This is a genomic window from Oceanicaulis sp. LC35, from assembly GCF_052055585.1.
Taxonomy (GTDB): Bacteria; Pseudomonadota; Alphaproteobacteria; order Caulobacterales; family Maricaulaceae; genus Oceanicaulis.
Map to the genome: position 1 here is coordinate 1 of NZ_CP170485.1, position 14,735 is coordinate 14,735.

Annotated in this window: 16 protein-coding genes; 9 read left to right on the forward strand and 7 right to left on the reverse strand. The window is 64.3% G+C overall.

Going from position 1 to position 14,735, the window contains the following annotated elements; translation table 11 throughout:
* The 3 genes from dnaA to recF all read left to right on the forward strand — a co-directional run bounded on the left by dnaA (position 1) and on the right by recF (position 3,849).
* Positions 1 to 1,437 (forward strand): chromosomal replication initiator protein DnaA, encoded by a 1,437-nt coding sequence (gene dnaA / locus ACFELO_RS00005; RefSeq protein ID WP_440958525.1) that lies wholly within the window; start codon positions 1 to 3, stop codon positions 1,435 to 1,437.
* Between the two features lie 124 nt (positions 1,438 to 1,561).
* On the forward strand, positions 1,562 to 2,680 hold the full coding sequence (gene dnaN / locus ACFELO_RS00010) for a DNA polymerase III subunit beta (RefSeq protein ID WP_009802307.1): 1,119 nt from the start codon (positions 1,562 to 1,564) through the stop codon (positions 2,678 to 2,680).
* Positions 2,677 to 3,849 carry a DNA replication/repair protein RecF gene (gene recF, locus ACFELO_RS00015; protein WP_440958526.1) on the forward strand — a complete coding sequence of 391 codons (1,173 nt, stop codon included), beginning with the start codon at positions 2,677 to 2,679 and terminating at the stop codon, positions 3,847 to 3,849. The genes dnaN and recF overlap by 4 nt, the downstream gene beginning before the upstream one ends.
* On the opposite strand, the gene thpR is transcribed toward recF, so the two are convergent.
* Positions 3,840 to 4,388 carry an RNA 2',3'-cyclic phosphodiesterase gene (thpR, locus tag ACFELO_RS00020; protein WP_440958527.1) on the reverse strand — a complete coding sequence of 183 codons (549 nt, stop codon included), beginning with the start codon at positions 4,386 to 4,388 and terminating at the stop codon, positions 3,840 to 3,842. The genes recF and thpR overlap by 10 nt on opposite strands.
* Before the next feature lie 193 nt (positions 4,389 to 4,581).
* Here thpR and ACFELO_RS00025 point away from each other — a divergent pair, with 193 nt between their 5' ends.
* Positions 4,582 to 5,343, forward strand: coding sequence for a Bax inhibitor-1/YccA family protein (locus ACFELO_RS00025; protein ID WP_440958528.1), 762 nt, complete (start codon positions 4,582 to 4,584; stop codon positions 5,341 to 5,343).
* A 54-nt stretch (positions 5,344 to 5,397) separates the two neighbouring features.
* On the opposite strand, the gene ACFELO_RS00030 is transcribed toward ACFELO_RS00025, so the two are convergent.
* On the reverse strand, positions 5,398 to 5,745 hold the full coding sequence (locus tag ACFELO_RS00030; protein ID WP_440958529.1) for a DUF2794 domain-containing protein: 348 nt from the start codon (positions 5,743 to 5,745) through the stop codon (positions 5,398 to 5,400).
* Positions 5,746 to 6,073: 328 nt separating this feature from the next.
* Here ACFELO_RS00030 and ACFELO_RS00035 point away from each other — a divergent pair, with 328 nt between their 5' ends.
* From ACFELO_RS00035 to ACFELO_RS00055, 5 genes are all read left to right on the forward strand, one after another.
* Positions 6,074 to 6,826: an ABC transporter ATP-binding protein gene (locus ACFELO_RS00035; RefSeq protein WP_440958530.1), complete on the forward strand. Its 753-nt coding sequence runs from the start codon at positions 6,074 to 6,076 to the stop codon at positions 6,824 to 6,826.
* On the forward strand, positions 6,823 to 7,563 hold the full coding sequence (locus ACFELO_RS00040; RefSeq protein WP_440958531.1) for an ABC transporter permease: 741 nt from the start codon (positions 6,823 to 6,825) through the stop codon (positions 7,561 to 7,563). The genes ACFELO_RS00035 and ACFELO_RS00040 overlap by 4 nt, the downstream gene beginning before the upstream one ends.
* The gene (locus ACFELO_RS00045; RefSeq protein WP_440958532.1) at positions 7,560 to 9,407 is read left to right on the forward strand and encodes a Gldg family protein; all 1,848 of its coding nucleotides are present in this window, start codon (positions 7,560 to 7,562) and stop codon (positions 9,405 to 9,407) included. Before ACFELO_RS00040 ends, ACFELO_RS00045 begins: the two co-directional genes overlap by 4 nt.
* Positions 9,404 to 10,435: a DUF4340 domain-containing protein gene (locus ACFELO_RS00050; protein WP_440958533.1), complete on the forward strand. Its 1,032-nt coding sequence runs from the start codon at positions 9,404 to 9,406 to the stop codon at positions 10,433 to 10,435. Before ACFELO_RS00045 ends, ACFELO_RS00050 begins: the two co-directional genes overlap by 4 nt.
* A gap of 68 nt (positions 10,436 to 10,503) precedes the next feature.
* Entirely contained in the window at positions 10,504 to 11,070 is a 567-nt protein-coding gene (locus tag ACFELO_RS00055; RefSeq protein WP_440958534.1) for a DUF1579 family protein, read from the forward strand.
* Here the strand turns inward: ACFELO_RS00055 and ACFELO_RS00060 are convergent.
* The 5 genes from ACFELO_RS00060 to ACFELO_RS00080 form a co-directional block, all read right to left on the reverse strand.
* Positions 11,067 to 11,792 carry a DUF1223 domain-containing protein gene (locus ACFELO_RS00060; RefSeq protein WP_440958535.1) on the reverse strand — a complete coding sequence of 242 codons (726 nt, stop codon included), beginning with the start codon at positions 11,790 to 11,792 and terminating at the stop codon, positions 11,067 to 11,069. The genes ACFELO_RS00055 and ACFELO_RS00060 overlap by 4 nt on opposite strands.
* A 59-nt stretch (positions 11,793 to 11,851) precedes the next feature.
* Positions 11,852 to 12,571 carry a hypothetical protein gene (locus ACFELO_RS00065; RefSeq protein WP_440958536.1) on the reverse strand — a complete coding sequence of 240 codons (720 nt, stop codon included), beginning with the start codon at positions 12,569 to 12,571 and terminating at the stop codon, positions 11,852 to 11,854.
* 47 nt (positions 12,572 to 12,618) lie between these two features.
* Positions 12,619 to 13,299 carry an inner membrane-spanning protein YciB gene (locus tag ACFELO_RS00070; protein ID WP_440958537.1) on the reverse strand — a complete coding sequence of 227 codons (681 nt, stop codon included), beginning with the start codon at positions 13,297 to 13,299 and terminating at the stop codon, positions 12,619 to 12,621.
* Between the two features lie 72 nt (positions 13,300 to 13,371).
* A complete protein-coding gene (locus ACFELO_RS00075) occupies positions 13,372 to 14,220 on the reverse strand; it encodes an EamA family transporter (RefSeq protein ID WP_440958538.1) in 849 nt (282 codons plus the stop codon).
* 17 nt (positions 14,221 to 14,237) lie between these two features.
* Positions 14,238 to 14,729: a metallopeptidase family protein gene (locus ACFELO_RS00080; protein WP_440958539.1), complete on the reverse strand. Its 492-nt coding sequence runs from the start codon at positions 14,727 to 14,729 to the stop codon at positions 14,238 to 14,240.
* Between the last annotated feature and the right edge of the window lie 6 nt (positions 14,730 to 14,735).

Below are 14,735 nucleotides of genomic sequence, written 5' to 3' on the forward strand. Positions count from 1 at the left end.
ATGGGGTATTCTCAAGATGCGACGGCGCGCCGGGACGGGATGGATATGACGGATTCCAGCTCGATCGTCGCCGTCTGGCGCGCTGTCCGTGCGCGCTTGCGCGAAGAATGCGGAGACCTGGTCTATGCGGCCGAGATCGCCCGTCTGCGTGTTGAGCTCGATGCGGCGGGCCGCGTCTGCGTAATCTGTCCGAACGAGTTTGGCCGCGCCTGGGTCGAGGACAATGTGGGCGTCCGCCTGCGCGCGCTCTGGGCGAGCGTCGCCGAGCAGGCCTGCGATATTGTCATCTGTACGGAGAAGACGCTCTCCAACACGAAATCGCAGAGCGTCAGCGTGGCGGCTCTGAATGCCGGCGGGGTGTCTGAGACTGCGGCCCTGCCGCCGGTCGAGGCCGTTGAGGCCGAAGCCAAGCGCGAGGCGCGGTTCACCTTTGACACTTTCATGGTGGGCTCGGCGAACATGATGGCGGCGACCGCAGCGCGTGCTGTGGCCAGCGCCGATGCGCCGCCCTTCAATCCGGTCTTCTTCCATGGCGATTACGGCGTGGGCAAATCCCACCTTCTGGCCGCCATCGCCCATTCCGCCTCGCTCAGCGGCAAGCGCCGCAAGGTGCTCTATCTGACGGCGGAAGAATTCCTCAACGGCTTCCAGTCCGCCCTGCGCGCCCGCGACGTCCAGCCCTTCAAGGATCTGGTGCGCGATTGCGACATGCTGCTGATCGACGATGTGCACTTCATCTGCGGCAAGCCGCGGACCGAAGACGAGTTCCTGCAGACCGTCACCGCGCTGATCAGCGCCGAGAAACAGGTCGTGCTCGCCTCTCATTGCGCGCCGTCCCAGCTCAGCGTGTCCGATGACCGTCTGCGCAACATCCTGGCCGGCGGCTTCAACTGCCCGCTGCAGGGCCCCGATCTCGACCTGCGCCGCAAGATCCTCGACTGCAAGATCGCCCAGGCGCGCAATCACTGCCCCGATCTTGAAGTGCCCGAGACCGTGCGCGACTTCCTCGCGGCGCGTGTCACGAGCTCCGCGCGGGAGCTGGAAGGCGTTCTGAACAATATCATCGTGCGCACCGCCTATATGAACCGTCCCGTCACCATGGAGACGGTGGAAGAGGCGCTGGGCGAGCTGCCGGTCAAGGCCGAGCGCCGCATCACGGTGGATGACATCCAGAAGACCGTGGCGTCCTATTTCTCCATCAGTGTGGACGATCTCATCTCCAAGCGCCGCACCAAGGCGGTCGTGCGTCCGCGTCACATCGCCATGTATCTGGCCAAGACGATGACCACGCGCTCGCTTCCGGACATTGGCCGTCGCTTTGGCGGGCGGGACCATTCCACGGTCATTCACGCGGTGAACAAGATCACTGAAACCCTCACCTCGGACGCGGTGCTGGCCGAGGATGTGGAGGCGCTTCGCCGCCGCTTGCGGGGTTAAGCAGCATCAATTGAAAAACGACCGCAAGACCCCCTTCTTGCGGTCGTTTTTTTTAGGCTATGGTGCTTGACCCAAATCAGGCGATTCTCGCCCCCTGTTCTGAATTCTCTGTTCGAGGCGACACATGAAGCTCACGATAGAGCGCGCGATCCTGCTCAAGGCTCTGGGCCACGTTCAGGCCGTCGTGGAGCGCCGCAACACCATTCCGATCCTGTCCAATGTCCTGATCAACGCGTCGGACGGCTTCGCCCGCTTCACCGCGACCGACCTCGACATGGAGATCGTGGAAGAGGCGGAAGCCTCGGTGGAGCGCGAGGGTCTCATCACCGCGCCTGCGCACACCCTGTATGAGATCGCCCGCAAGCTGCCTGAAGGCAGCCAGGTGACGCTGGAGCTGGGCGGCGATGATCCGCGCATTCTTCTGTCGGCCGGCCGGTCACGCTTCAACCTGCCGATCCTGCCGCCGGGCGACTTCCCGGTCATGCCGAGCGAGGATCTGGCGGTCAGCTTCACCGCGCCCGCCAGCGAGATCGCTCGCCTGATCGACAAGACCAAATTCGCCATCTCCACCGAAGAGACGCGCTATTATCTCAACGGCATCCATCTGCACGCCGCCGAGCGCGACGGTCGCAAGACCCTGCGCGCCGTGGCGACCGACGGCCACCGCCTCGCGCTGGCGGAAACCGATCTGCCTGACGGCGCCATGGGCATGCCGGCGGTGATCGTGCCCCGCAAGCCGATCCAGGAATTGCGCCGCCTGCTCGAGGATCTCGACGGCGACGTGGATGTGTCGGTCTCTGAAGGCAAGATCCGCTTCCAGCTGGGCGCGGCCGTGCTGACCTCGAAACTGATCGACGGCACCTTCCCCGACTATGAGCGGGTGATCCCGCGCGGCAATGACAAGGTGATGCGCATTGATCGCGCGCCCTTCGCCCAGGCCGTGGACCGGGTCGCCACCATCAGCCAGGAGAAATCCCGCTCGGTGAAGCTGTCGCTCGCGCCGGGTCAGGTCACCCTCACCGTGAACAATCCTGAAAGCGGCGCCGCCAGCGAAGAGCTGGTCGCCGACTACAGCGCGGACGAGATGACCATCGGTTTCAACGCCCGCTATCTGCTGGATGTGGCCAGCCAGATCGAAGGCGATGAAGCGATTTTCGAGCTTGCTGATTCCGGCTCTCCCACCCGCGTCACCGATTCCGGCGACAAGGATGCGGAATATGTGCTGATGCCGCTGCGGGTGTGACCTCAAGCGGCCCTGATACCGGTGGGCCCGCCGTCACGCGGCTCAAGCTCACCGGTTTTCGCAACTATGCCCGTCTCGATCTCGCGCTCGATGCGCGACCGGTCGCCCTGTTCGGCGAAAACGGCGCGGGCAAGACCAATCTTGTGGAAGCGGTGTCGTTTCTCGGCCCGGGGCGCGGCTTGCGCGCCGCCGGGGCCGACGCCGTGCGTCGTCGCACAGACCAGGGCGTTGATCCGCTCTGGGCGGTCTATGCCGAGGCGATCACGCCTGAAGGCCCGGTTAGCCTCGCCACCGGCGCCGATCCCCAGAACCCGACCCGACGCCGCACGAAACTTGATGGCGCCGCGGCGACCCAGACCGAGCTGGCGCGCCTGATCCCCATGCTGTGGCTGACCCCGCGTGAAGACCGGCTCTGGGCCGGGCCGCGGGCGGACCGGCTGCGCTTCTTTGACCGACTGGTGCTCGCCGCTGCGCCCGATCACGCCAGCTCTGCCAGCGCCTATGAGAAATCCATGAAGGAACGTCAGCGGCTGCTGGACCGGGTGGCCGAGGGCGGTCGGGCTGATCCGGACTGGCTCAATGCGCTGGAAGCGGAAATGGCGGCGTCCGGCGTGGCGCTGGCGGCGGCGAGGCTTGATGCGCTCGCACGTCTTCAGGACGAGATCGACACCCGGCCTGAAAGCCAGTTCCCCAAAGCTGATCTGGCGCTTGATGGCGCGGTGGAGGCGAAACTCGCAGACGGGATGAAGGCGGGAGAGGCGGAAGACTGGTTCGCCGATGAGCTCAAGCGCGTGCGCCCTCGCGACGGCGCTGCTGGCCGGGCGCTGACCGGACCGCATCGCACCGAGCTTGAAGCGCGCCATCGGACCAAGGACCAGCCGGCGGCTGATTGCTCGACCGGAGAACAGAAATCCATGGTGCTGGGTCTGGCGCTGGCGCAGGCCGCTGCGATCCGGCGTCTGTCGGGGCGCGGCCCGGTGCTGATCTTTGACGAGGCGTGCGCGCATCTGGACGCCGCGCGGCGCGACGGGCTCGCTGAAACCGTGCTCGATCTTGGCGTCCAGGCTTTCATGACGGGGGTGGAGCCGGTCTTGTTTGAAGCCTTCGGGACCGGCGCCCAGCGGGTGGAAGTTCGCGATGGCGACGCCCGGCTCTTGGATCAGGGCTGAAGCGGATATTCCGTCTCCACCCGGTAGAGATTGGGGGTGTGCGATTTGCGCGCCCAGCTCGAATACAGATGGAAGCGATCCACCGTGAAGGGCTCGGATTTGAACAGGCCCAGACGTTGCTCGAAGCGCTGCACCCGGCCCGGCTCCACATCCTTGTTCAGATAGGCCAGTGTCACATGGGGCAGATAGGCGCGTGTCTCGATCTCGACGCCGGCCTGTCGAGCGGCTTTGCGACACTGTCGCGCCAGATCCATCAGGGCGGGATGGGGCTCAACCCCCAGCCAGATGGCGCTGGGATCGCCGCCGCCAAAACGGCCCGCCCCTTCCAGATGTAACTCAAACGGCGCAAGCCGGACCTGGCCCAGGGCGGAATCCAGCTCCTCAACCGTGCGCTCATCCAGCTCGCCATAATAGCACAGCGTGATGTGCAGGTTCTCGCGCGGCCGCCAGTTGGCGTCGGGCACGCCGGTCATTTCGGCGCAGGCCTGATCGGCGACGGTTTCAGACAGGGGCAGGGCGGCGAAGACACGGAGCGACATGGCGTCAGGGGGCACGGATGAGCGGATGGCGTCAAGCCGAAGACCGTCTGCATTGATGAAATCCCTTTAATTCTAAAGGGTATTGGCAGGCTTGATAGTTCGGTTTCTCTTGAAACCTGAGCGGAAAACTCCGATATTCGGTTTCAGAACGCGCGCACAGACGCGCACCGGTTTTCTGGTTGAGAAGGACATCATGAACCAGTTTTCACACCCTGCTTATGGCGCACAGACGCTCGACACCTCTGTGGATGCCGGCCTGCGCAGCTTCATGCTGGGCGTTTACAACAAGATGGGCCTCGGCCTGCTGCTCTCCGCCGTGCTTGCCTATGTGGCCGGCACCGTGGATCCGGTAACGCAGCTTGTCTTCAACTCGCCGCTCTACTTCGTGGTGCAATGGGGCCCGATCGTCCTGTTGTTCGGCTCCATGTTCTTCATGCGCAATCCGTCCCCTCTGGGCGCGGCGGTGCTGTACTGGGCGGTCGTCTCCCTGATCGGCACGGGTCTGGGCATCTGGGTGCTGATGGCGGTTGGCGGTACGAGCGCTGAAACCCTGACCGGGACGATCTCGATCACCTTCGGCACGATCGCGCAGGCCTTCGTGATCACCGCGGCGGCCTTCTTCGGCCTCTCGCTTTATGGATACACCACCAAGACGAACCTGCAGCCGATCGGCAGCTTCCTGGTGATGGCGATGATCGGCGTGGTGCTGATCTCCCTGATCAACGTCTTCTTCGTGGAAAGCTCGGCCCTGCAATGGATCATCCAGTTCGCGATCCTCGCCCTGATGGCGGGCGTCGTGGCCTGGCAGACCCAGTCGCTGAAGCTGACCTATGCCGAAGCGCGGGGCGATCAGCGTTCGCTGGGCGTGCTGACTTATTACGGCGCGCTGAACCTCTACATCGCCTTCATCAACATGTTCCAGATCGTCCTGATGATCCTGGGCAATCGCGACTAGGCGAACAGCCTTTCCAGCAAAAACCCCGGAGCCTGGCTCCGGGGTTTTTTGTTGTCAGGACCCGCTCCAGCTGAGCTTTTTGAGCTGATTGTCAAAGACCTTCAGGACATTGGGAAGCTCATGGCCGCGCTTGAGAATGGCGCCGCCCGGCGCCACCACTTTCCATGCGCCCTGTTTGCGGCTGTCCGCCGGTGTTTTCACGATCCGGTAGATCGGCACTTCGGCGGCGTTTCGGAAGATGGAGAACTCGGCGCGATCCTTCAGGCCGTCAATCGCGTAGTCGCGCCATTCGCCGCCCGCGACCATCATGCCGTAGACGCGCAGGATCTGGTCCAGCTCCGTGCGGTGAAACATGACCCGGTCATCACGGGGCCGCGGCGTGGGGAGGGGAGTCAAAGCCATGTCGTTTTGGAAGTCACCTTTGCTCTGGACCTTACGAAGTTTTCACAGTCTGCCGCAATCTCGCCTCAATTTCGTCCTCGGGCAGCCTAACCCCGTCACCACCTTAATCGCGTCGGCTGGCGCATACAAAACCCGCCTGATCTGGATTCACAGCCCCCCCAGCCCCCCGGGTCTGGCGGTGAGCGCCGGTCGACACCTGCTTCCTGACATCGCCAGCAGAATTTTCAGGCTTTGGTCACTCGCAGCCTCTAGAAAGCTGGTGTGAGGGGATGAGGTAAGCTACCCCTGTTACGCCGTTTTTCGCAGCTGACGGGATGATCCGCCGCCCATGATCCGCGCTGACCGCCTGATCAAACGCTTCGCCGGCTTCACCGCCGTGGACGAGGTGTCGTTTACGGTCGAACGCGGCGAGGTGGTTGCGTTCCTCGGGCCCAATGGCGCGGGCAAGTCCACGACCATGCGCATGCTGGCGGGCTGTCTGGAGCCCGATGACGGCCGCGCCCTGATCGCCGATTTCGACTGCCATATCGACCGCCGCGCCGCGCAAACCCATCTGGGTTATCTGCCTGAAGGCGCTCCGGCCTATCCATCCATGACGGCCCGCGGGTTTGTGCGCTTTGGCTTGCGCGCGCGGGGGTATTCCGGCGCCAATCTGGATGAAGCGACGCGTGTGGCGCTCGATCGGGCGCAATTGGGAAAGATGGCGGACAAGGCCATTGGCGCCCTGTCCAAAGGCTACAAGCGCCGCGCGGCGCTGGCGGCCGCCATCGCCCATGATCCGCCCGTACTGATCCTGGATGAGCCCACCGACGGGCTGGACCCGAACCAGAAAGATGGCGTGCGCGCGCTGATCTCCGAGATGGCGCCCAAAAAGGCGATCCTGATCTCCACCCACCTGCTTGATGAGGTGGAGGCGATGTGTTCGCGCGCGGTCATCATCGCTGAAGGCCGGATCAAGGCGGATGCGACGCCTTCTGAAGTGATGGCTCGGTTCGGCGGCTCTCTGGAAAGCGCCTTCCGGGGCCTGACCCGCCCGAGCTATGATCCTGTCCTGTCTGATCGTCCGGGGCCGCGCGCATGACCGGTCTGATCGCCATCTACCGGCGCGAGGTTGCGGCGTATTTCGAGACGCCTCTCGCTTATGTCTTCCTGTCGGTGTTCGCCTTCGCCGCCCCCGCCTTCGCCTGGCGGGTCGGACGCCTGTTTGACACCGGACGCGCAGACCTCAGCCCGCTCTTTGACTACATGCCCTGGCTGTTGCTGGTGCTGATGCCGGCGCTGGCCATGCGCGCCTGGGCGGAAGAGCGTGACCGGGGCACGCTGGAAGTGCTGCTGGCGAGCCCGATCGCGCTGTATGAAATGGTGCTGGGCAAGTTTCTCGCCGCGCTCAGCGTGGCGGCGCTGGCATTGGTGCTGACCTTCCCGATGTGGATGGCGATGAATTATCTGGGCAGTCCCGATAACGCCGCCATCGCCACTGCCTATCTGGGCGCGCTCTTGTTGGCGGGCGGGTATCTGGCGCTCGGTCAGGCGCTGTCCGCCTCCACGCCCAATCAGGTGATCGCGTTTGTGCTGGGTGTAGGCGCGTGCTTCCTGGTCACAGTGTCAGGCGCGCCCTTTGTGCTCGACGCGCTGTCTGCGCACATGCCGGGCGCTGCAGCGGAAGCGCTGGCGGATCTGTCGGCATTGGCCCGGTTTGACAGCCTGCGTCGGGGCGTCATCAGCCTTGCCGATCTCATTTACTTCCTCTCCCTGATAGGCCTCGGGCTCGGGCTCGCCATGGCGCTGATCGATGCGCGCCGGGGAGGCGGACGATGAGCCGGGGCCGTTTCCTGTGGGTGATGATCGCGAGCCTTATCCTGGGCTTTGCGGGCCTGAACATGGCCGCGCGCATCGGGCTGGATGGCGCCCGGCTCGATCTGACCGAACGCAGCCTCTATGCGCTGTCAGACGGGACGCGCGATGTGCTCGAACGGCTCGATGAGCCGATGGCGCTCGATTTCTATTATTCGCGTGCGGAAGCGGCGGGCTATCCCGAATTGCGGGCCTATGGCGCGCGGGTGCGAGAACTGCTGCGCACGCTGTCGGCCCGGTCGGGCGGGGCGCTGCGCCTTGAAGAGATTGATCCGGCGCCGTTTTCTCCGGATGAGGATGCGGCGATTTCCGCCGGCCTCCAGCCCGTGCCGGTCGAAGGTGGCGGGCAAATCTTCTTTGGTCTGGTGGGCCGCAACGCCGTGGATGAGGCGCGCATCATCGGCTTCTTTGATCCGCAGGACGAAGCGCGGCTGGAATATGAGATCGTGCGCCTGATCGCCGAGCTCGAGCGCGCCCGCACCCCGCATCTCGCCATCATCTCCGACCTGCCCTTTGCGCCCGATCGTGAGGGCCGCAGCGGCAATCGCATCATCGACGAGCTCGGGGCGACCTATGAGCTGAGCTGGCTGGAGCCTGATTTCGACGCCATCCCCGAAGAGGCGGATGCGCTTCTGGTGATCCATCCGCCCCTGATGAGCGAGCGTCAGCTCTATCGCATTGACCAGTTCACCCTCGCCAAAGGCCGGGTGATGGTGGCGGTCGATCCGATGGCGCATGTGGCGCTCAAGCCCGGTCCCGATGGCTTGCCGCCGCTCAACGCCCAGCGGGCCACCGATCTGGCGCGCCTGTTTGCGAGCTGGGGCGTGCTGTACGATCGCAATACCGTCGGCATGGATGGCGAGACGGGTTTGCCGGTGCAGATCGTCGAGGCGGGCCGCACCCGCATGCGCGCTTATCCTCTGTGGTTCTCTGTGCCGCCTGCGGGTCTGAACCAGTCCCTGCCGGGTCTTGCGGGCCTGTCGCGGGCGGTCAATCTGGGCTCGCCGGGGGTTCTGGGTTTTGAGCCGGAAACGGGCCTGAACTTTACGCCGCTTCTGTCCACCAGCGCCCAGGGCGCACGGCTGGACGCTGATATCGCCGCTTCAAGCCCCTCGCCGGAAGAGCTGATGCGCGGCTTTGAAGCGGCGCCTGACGCGCCTCTGACGCTGGGCCTGCTGCTGGATGGCCGCTTCCGCACCGCCTTTCCCGACGGTCCGCCCGTGGATGACGGCGCGCCGATCCGGACCGCGCATCTGGACGAGAGCGCCGGGCCGGGCGAGGTGATCGTCCTGGCGGATGTGGATCTGTTTGATCCGGCTTTCTATTTGCGCGCCGATCCGGTTCAGGGCGAACAGGTGGTGGCGGACAATCTGTCTCTGGTGCTCAATCTGGTGGACCGGCTGGCGGGGGATCGCGCGCTTGTGACCTTGCGCTCGCGCTCGCGCTCGGATCGTCCCATGACCCGGGTGGATGCCCTGCGCACGGCGGCCGAAGCGCGCTATCTGACTTTGCAGGACAGCCTGCAGGCGGAGCTGAGCGACGCTGAAGGCCGGCTTGAGGAATTGACGCGTCTGGGCCGGGCTTCGGCGCTGGGCGGGGCGGGGAGTGCAGACGCGGCCGAGGCGGACGCCTTGCGGGCGCAGATCCTGGACGCGCGCGAACGCCTGCGCGAGATCGAGCGCGGCTTCCGTATCGAGATTGATGCGCTGGAAAACCGTCTGATGCTCTGGACGCTGTGGCTGCCGCCGCTGATGGTGCTGGTGTTTGGCGTGATCGCTGCGGTCTGGCGCAGGAGGCATCGGGCATGAGCCGGCCAACGCCGTATAAACGCCGCGGAGTTCAGGCGCTGATCAGCATCGCCGCTGCGTTGGGGCTTCTGGTGCTGGGCAGCGCTGTGGTCTGGCGTGACGCCCGCATCGGTCTGGCGCCAGAGGTTAGCGGCCCGGTCGTGCCCGGCTGGTCCGGGCAGGCGTCCAGCGCTTCGCGGATACGCATCGAGACCGCCGAGGGCGAGTTCGTGATGGCAGAGCGCGAGGGACGCTGGGTCATGGCGAACCGGGGCGATTATCCCGTGCGCGCCGAACGCATCGCCGAGCTTGATACGCTGCTGCAGGGGCTTGAGTTCGCTGAAGCCATGACGCGCGACCCGGACAAGTTCGACCGTCTGGGTCTGGGCGCGCCAGAAACGGGCGGCGACGGCGTCAGGGTGACAGTCAGCAATGATGCGGGCGAGACCCTGGCCGATCTGATCGTCGGGCGCCTGCGCGGTGAGCGCGGGCTTTATGTGCGGCGTCCGGGCGGGGTGCGCGCCTACGCAGCGTCCGGGCCGGTTGCGGGGGCGGATAGCCTGGGTGATGCGGGCCGCTGGATGGGGCTCGATTTCTGGAGCCATGACGCCTCGGCCATTGCACGAGCAGAAATCCAGCCTGAATTCGGGCCTAGCTGGCGCGTCATGCGTGCGGGCGAGGCGCAGCGCTATTATGAGCTGCGTGAACCGTCAGGCTGGCGTCTTGTGACGGCGGGCGCGGCCAATGGCGTGGCGACGGCAGGGGCGCAATTGCGCTTCCGCGACGTCAAACCGGATCAGGAGCTGGTGGGCGCCTATGTGGCCCGCCATGCGGCGGTGACCTTCTCCGGACTTGCTTATGAAATGCTGTTCTTCGCTGAAGGGGATGAGCGCTGGGTGAGCATCGAACTCGCCGCCCTTGCCGATGACGCCGCCCCGCGCGCGGAGCACTTCAACGCCCGGGTCGAGGGCTGGGCGTTTCTGGTCAGCGAGGACGCCTATGAACGTCTGACGCGGGCGCTTGATCAGGTGGCCGAGCCCGTTCGTTAACCCGTATTCACTTTTTGCCTTTGCAACTGTGGGTCACACTTCCAGCTTCACAAGTCTGGGAGGGCGTCATGGAAATCAAACCGATCGTGCTGGCTGTGGCCGCACTTGGCCTGCTGACAGGAACAGCTCTGGCGCAGGAGGATGTGTCTGCGCGCCAGCTTGCGGCCATGGCGCGACTTGCGCCGCTGGCGGGCGACTGGGTGGTCACCGGCGAGGTGATGGGCCCTGAAGGCGCGCAAGCGATGACGCCCGGCACGGCGCAGGCCCACTACGCGTTCAATGAGCGCGGGATCGAGGAGACGGCGCAGATTGATCTGGGCTCTGTGGACGGGCTGACCGAGCTGCGCACCCTCTTTACCTATGATCCCTATCGCGAAGTCTACCGGCTCAGCGTCATGGATGGCGCCTACGGACTTCTGGATATCTATGAGGGCGGGTTTGACGAAGAAGGGCGTCTGGTGACGACCAATCTGCGCGCCGACACGGCCTTCCCCATCGAGGGCGGCCAGCTTCACTTCAAGCTGGTGCATGATTTTACGGGGTCAGAGGGCCATGATTTTGCGGTCTATATGACCGCGGATCGCGGCGAGAGCTGGCTTTTGTACTTCGACCAGCATTTCGCTCCGGCCGATTAGGGCAGCCGCGCGGCGGACAACAGGCGTCCGCCCGGCCCGTCCTGAACCAGCACGACCGCGTCCAGCCCTTCGGCGGTGTCGGGCAGGACGAAGCTCGCCTCCCCGCCCGTCCAGTCCGCAAGCTTCTCGACGGCGCGGACCATGTTGAAATGGGTCATGCGCAGGCCGGCATTGCGGCCGCTCTCGATCTGGCGCTCCTGCACGCCGGGCGCATATTGCACCACCCAGATTTCCGCAGGCGTTGGGCGGTCGCCGGACAGGAAGAGGGTCAGGGCGCCATCGTTCGCCGTTTCAACCCGCGCTGTGGGGATGGGCGCGCTGGCTTCAAGCGCTGATCTGATCCGGTCGGCGTCAAAGCGCAATTGCTCGGGCGCGCCATTGAGGACGAAATGCGGGGTGTAGACCCGCATGGCCTCGCCCGCCTCCACATAGGCTTTCTGACGATCCACAAATTCGGGCATGGCGAACTGGTCGGTCCAGCCATAGGCGTCCCAGTAATTCACGCCCCAGGCCAAAGCGATGACGTCGTCCTCTTCGCCAAATTCGGCCAGAAGCTGATTGGCGGCAGGGCAGAGCGGGCAGCCTTGAGAGGTGAACAGCTCCGCCACGCGCACAGTGTCAGAGGCGGCGGACACAGCCCGCTCGGGCGTCGCCCGCGTCTCTTCAGACGGGGCGGCATGGGCCTGAAACAGGACGGCCAGAACGGAGAGCCACGTAAGCATAAGTGCTTACTAGCCCATATCCGGCTCTCATGTAATTCACAGGGCCGTTATGGCCTGTTTCAAAAGACGGTCTGGCTGAGATCCCGCGTCGCGGGGCACCATTGCGGTTCAACAGGCTTGGGGGTGTCGAGGCGGATGGCGTTGGCGTCTTCGAGTGCGACCTCGCCTTGCTGGACGTCAAATTCCAGCCACATCAGATCGTCTCGCACTCTCGCCTCTGAGAGGCTCATACAGCTGCACTCATTGAGGGAACGTCCTCCCAAGACGAGGGGGCCATAGATGCGCTCAGGCGGGCGTTTGGTGGACCAGTATTCATATCCGGGTCCGGCTTCCACGAGGAATGTTTCGCTTGCTAGTCCTAGTCTGGCGACGACCCACCCCTGACGCAGGCTGTCACTGACCGGCTTGAACAGCGAATAAGGGCTGATGAAGCTCGACCAGGTGGTCATCACCGTCAGGATGGCGATGAAGAGGATCGCTTGAACGCTGGTGACCCAAATCGCCGGGCGTCGATTACGGACGCGAACAAGGTCGATAATCCAAAGGCAAAAGACGGCGGTGAAAGCCAATGCAAAGACGCCGAGAAGGGTCGGCCCGACAGGCGCCTCGCCGTACCAGAAACGCAACAGTTCGCCACAGCCAAACTGGGTGACAACAAACAGCTCTGTCAAACGCCAGCACAGGCCCAACGTGAGCAAGCTGACCAACAGCATCCAGCTGACCGGGCTTTGATAGGCGGCGGTGCTGCGATGCAGGCGGCGTTGGCGTAAGCGTCTCACCGCTCAAGACTATTCCGGGCGGGGAATTGCGGCAAGAAAAACCCGTCTCAGGCGTTTTCGTCTTTGGTTTCGCCGTCTTTCTCATCGGTCGAATTGTACTTCATGACCAGCGGCGCATTGGCCAGCACGAACACGAAGAACAGCGGGAAGGTGCCGAAGAAGCGGAAATTGACCCAGAAGCCTTCGGTCAGCTCAAGGCCTGCGAACCAGCGCGCGCTTTCGGGCACGCCCGCATCCACGATATGCCGCCACATCACCTCGTTCAGCAGCGCCAGGAAGGCGAAGAACAGGGCCCAGCGGATGCCCAGCATCACCCAGGCGTGGTCGGGCAGGGAATAGATCGAGCCGAACAGGCGCTTCCAGACGTTAAAGCCGAGCGCAAAGCTGATCAGGATCGCAAAACAGAAGATCATGTTGATGATCGTCGGCTTGATGAAGATGAAGATCGGATCCTGCAGATAGATCGTCATGCCGCCAAACAGCGTGACGATGACAAAGGTCACCGCCAGCATGGGCGGAAAGCGCTTCTGGGTGATCAGCGCGTAGGCCACGGCGGCTACAGTGGCGAGCATGAAGATGCCCGTCGCCCAGTAGATCGCCTGATCGTCCACCATCCGCTTGGCGATATTGTAGCTGATCATGAAGATCGCGGCGGGGCCCACATCCACCAGCAACTTGGAGCCTTGTCCGATGGGGCTCTTGGAGGTGTCGGTCTGGGCGTCTGACATGGGATGCGGTCCGGCTGCGTTTCAGGAATATCCTTGATGCCCTAATACGCAGGCGGGCGAAAGCCGGATTGGCTAGCCGAGCTGAATTGCGGCGAGGCCGAGCGCCAGCACCACCGCCAACGCAATGCGGCGCACGCCCAGCGGTTCTTTCAGGATCAGCGCCGCCAGGATCGCGCCGAACACCACAGATGTCTCCCTCAGCGCCGCCATGGGGGCGACCGGCGCGTTGGCGTAGGCGTAGAGGGCGAGTCCGTAGGTGGTGACATTGAAGAACGACCCGATCACCGCGCCGCGAAGCTCTGTGCGGGCGATGGCTGGAAGCTGGTCGCCGCGACGGACCCAGGCGGTGAGGGTCAGGCTGGTGGCGCTGAGGACGAAGAACCAGGCGGCGTAGAGCAGCGCCGAGCCGGCCGCCCTGACGCCCGATGCGTCATTGACGGTATAGCTCGCGGTCATCATGGCGGCGGACAGGGCGAAACCGATGGCCGCGGCCTTGGGTGCGCCGCCTTTTTCAGGCCAGGCGAAGGCGATGATGGCGGCGGAGGCGGCCGACAGGCCCAGGATCGCCAGCGGGCTGAGCGGCTCGCCCAGAAAGACAAAGGCGAACAGGCCGGCGATGGCCGGGGCTGCGCCGCGCATGACCGGATAGACCAGATTCATCGATCCGCGCCGGAAAGCGGAGATCATGAGCATGTTGAACGCCCAGATCAGGGCCGCGCCCAGGATCAGAAAGCGCCAGACCTCCCAGCCGGGAACCGGAAACAGGAACAGGACCGGGCTGAGCCAGAGCGCGGAGAAGATGTTGGACAGCGCACGGAAGGTCAGCGTGTCTTCGGCGCGCTTGGTGTAAAGCGCCATGCCGGCATGGGCCATGGCCGAGACGAGGGCAGCCAGAGCGGCAAGGGGCGGGATGGTCTCCATGGACCGCTTCTAGCAGATCAGTCCGCCTGATCCTCAATCACATGCATGTCATCATCTGACAGGCCGAAATGATGGCCGATCTCGTGCACCAGCACATGGGTGATGATCTCGGCGAGGGTCACATTCCCCCGCTCGCACCATTCCAGCAAGATCGGCAGGCGATAGAGGAAGACGTAATCGGGGCCCGGCGCGGGATCGAGCACGGATTTATGAGGCAGGTCGACGCCGTGATATAGCCCGGTCAGCTGATAGGGGCTGTCCATGTTGAAATGATTGAGCGTCGCCTCGTCGGCGAAGTCCGGCGTCTGGATCACCACATTGCCGCACAGGGCGCGGAACTGTTCGGGCAGACCCTCCCAGGCGTGTTGGGCGATCTCGAGAAACTGCGCTTCGTCAGGCGCGGTGAGGCTGGAAAGGTCTCGGGTTCTGAACATGATGCACAGATAGGGGCGGACCGGGGCCGCAACCAGAGCCAGACAGGGCTTGCCGCGGGAACATAAAATGAACATGATGCC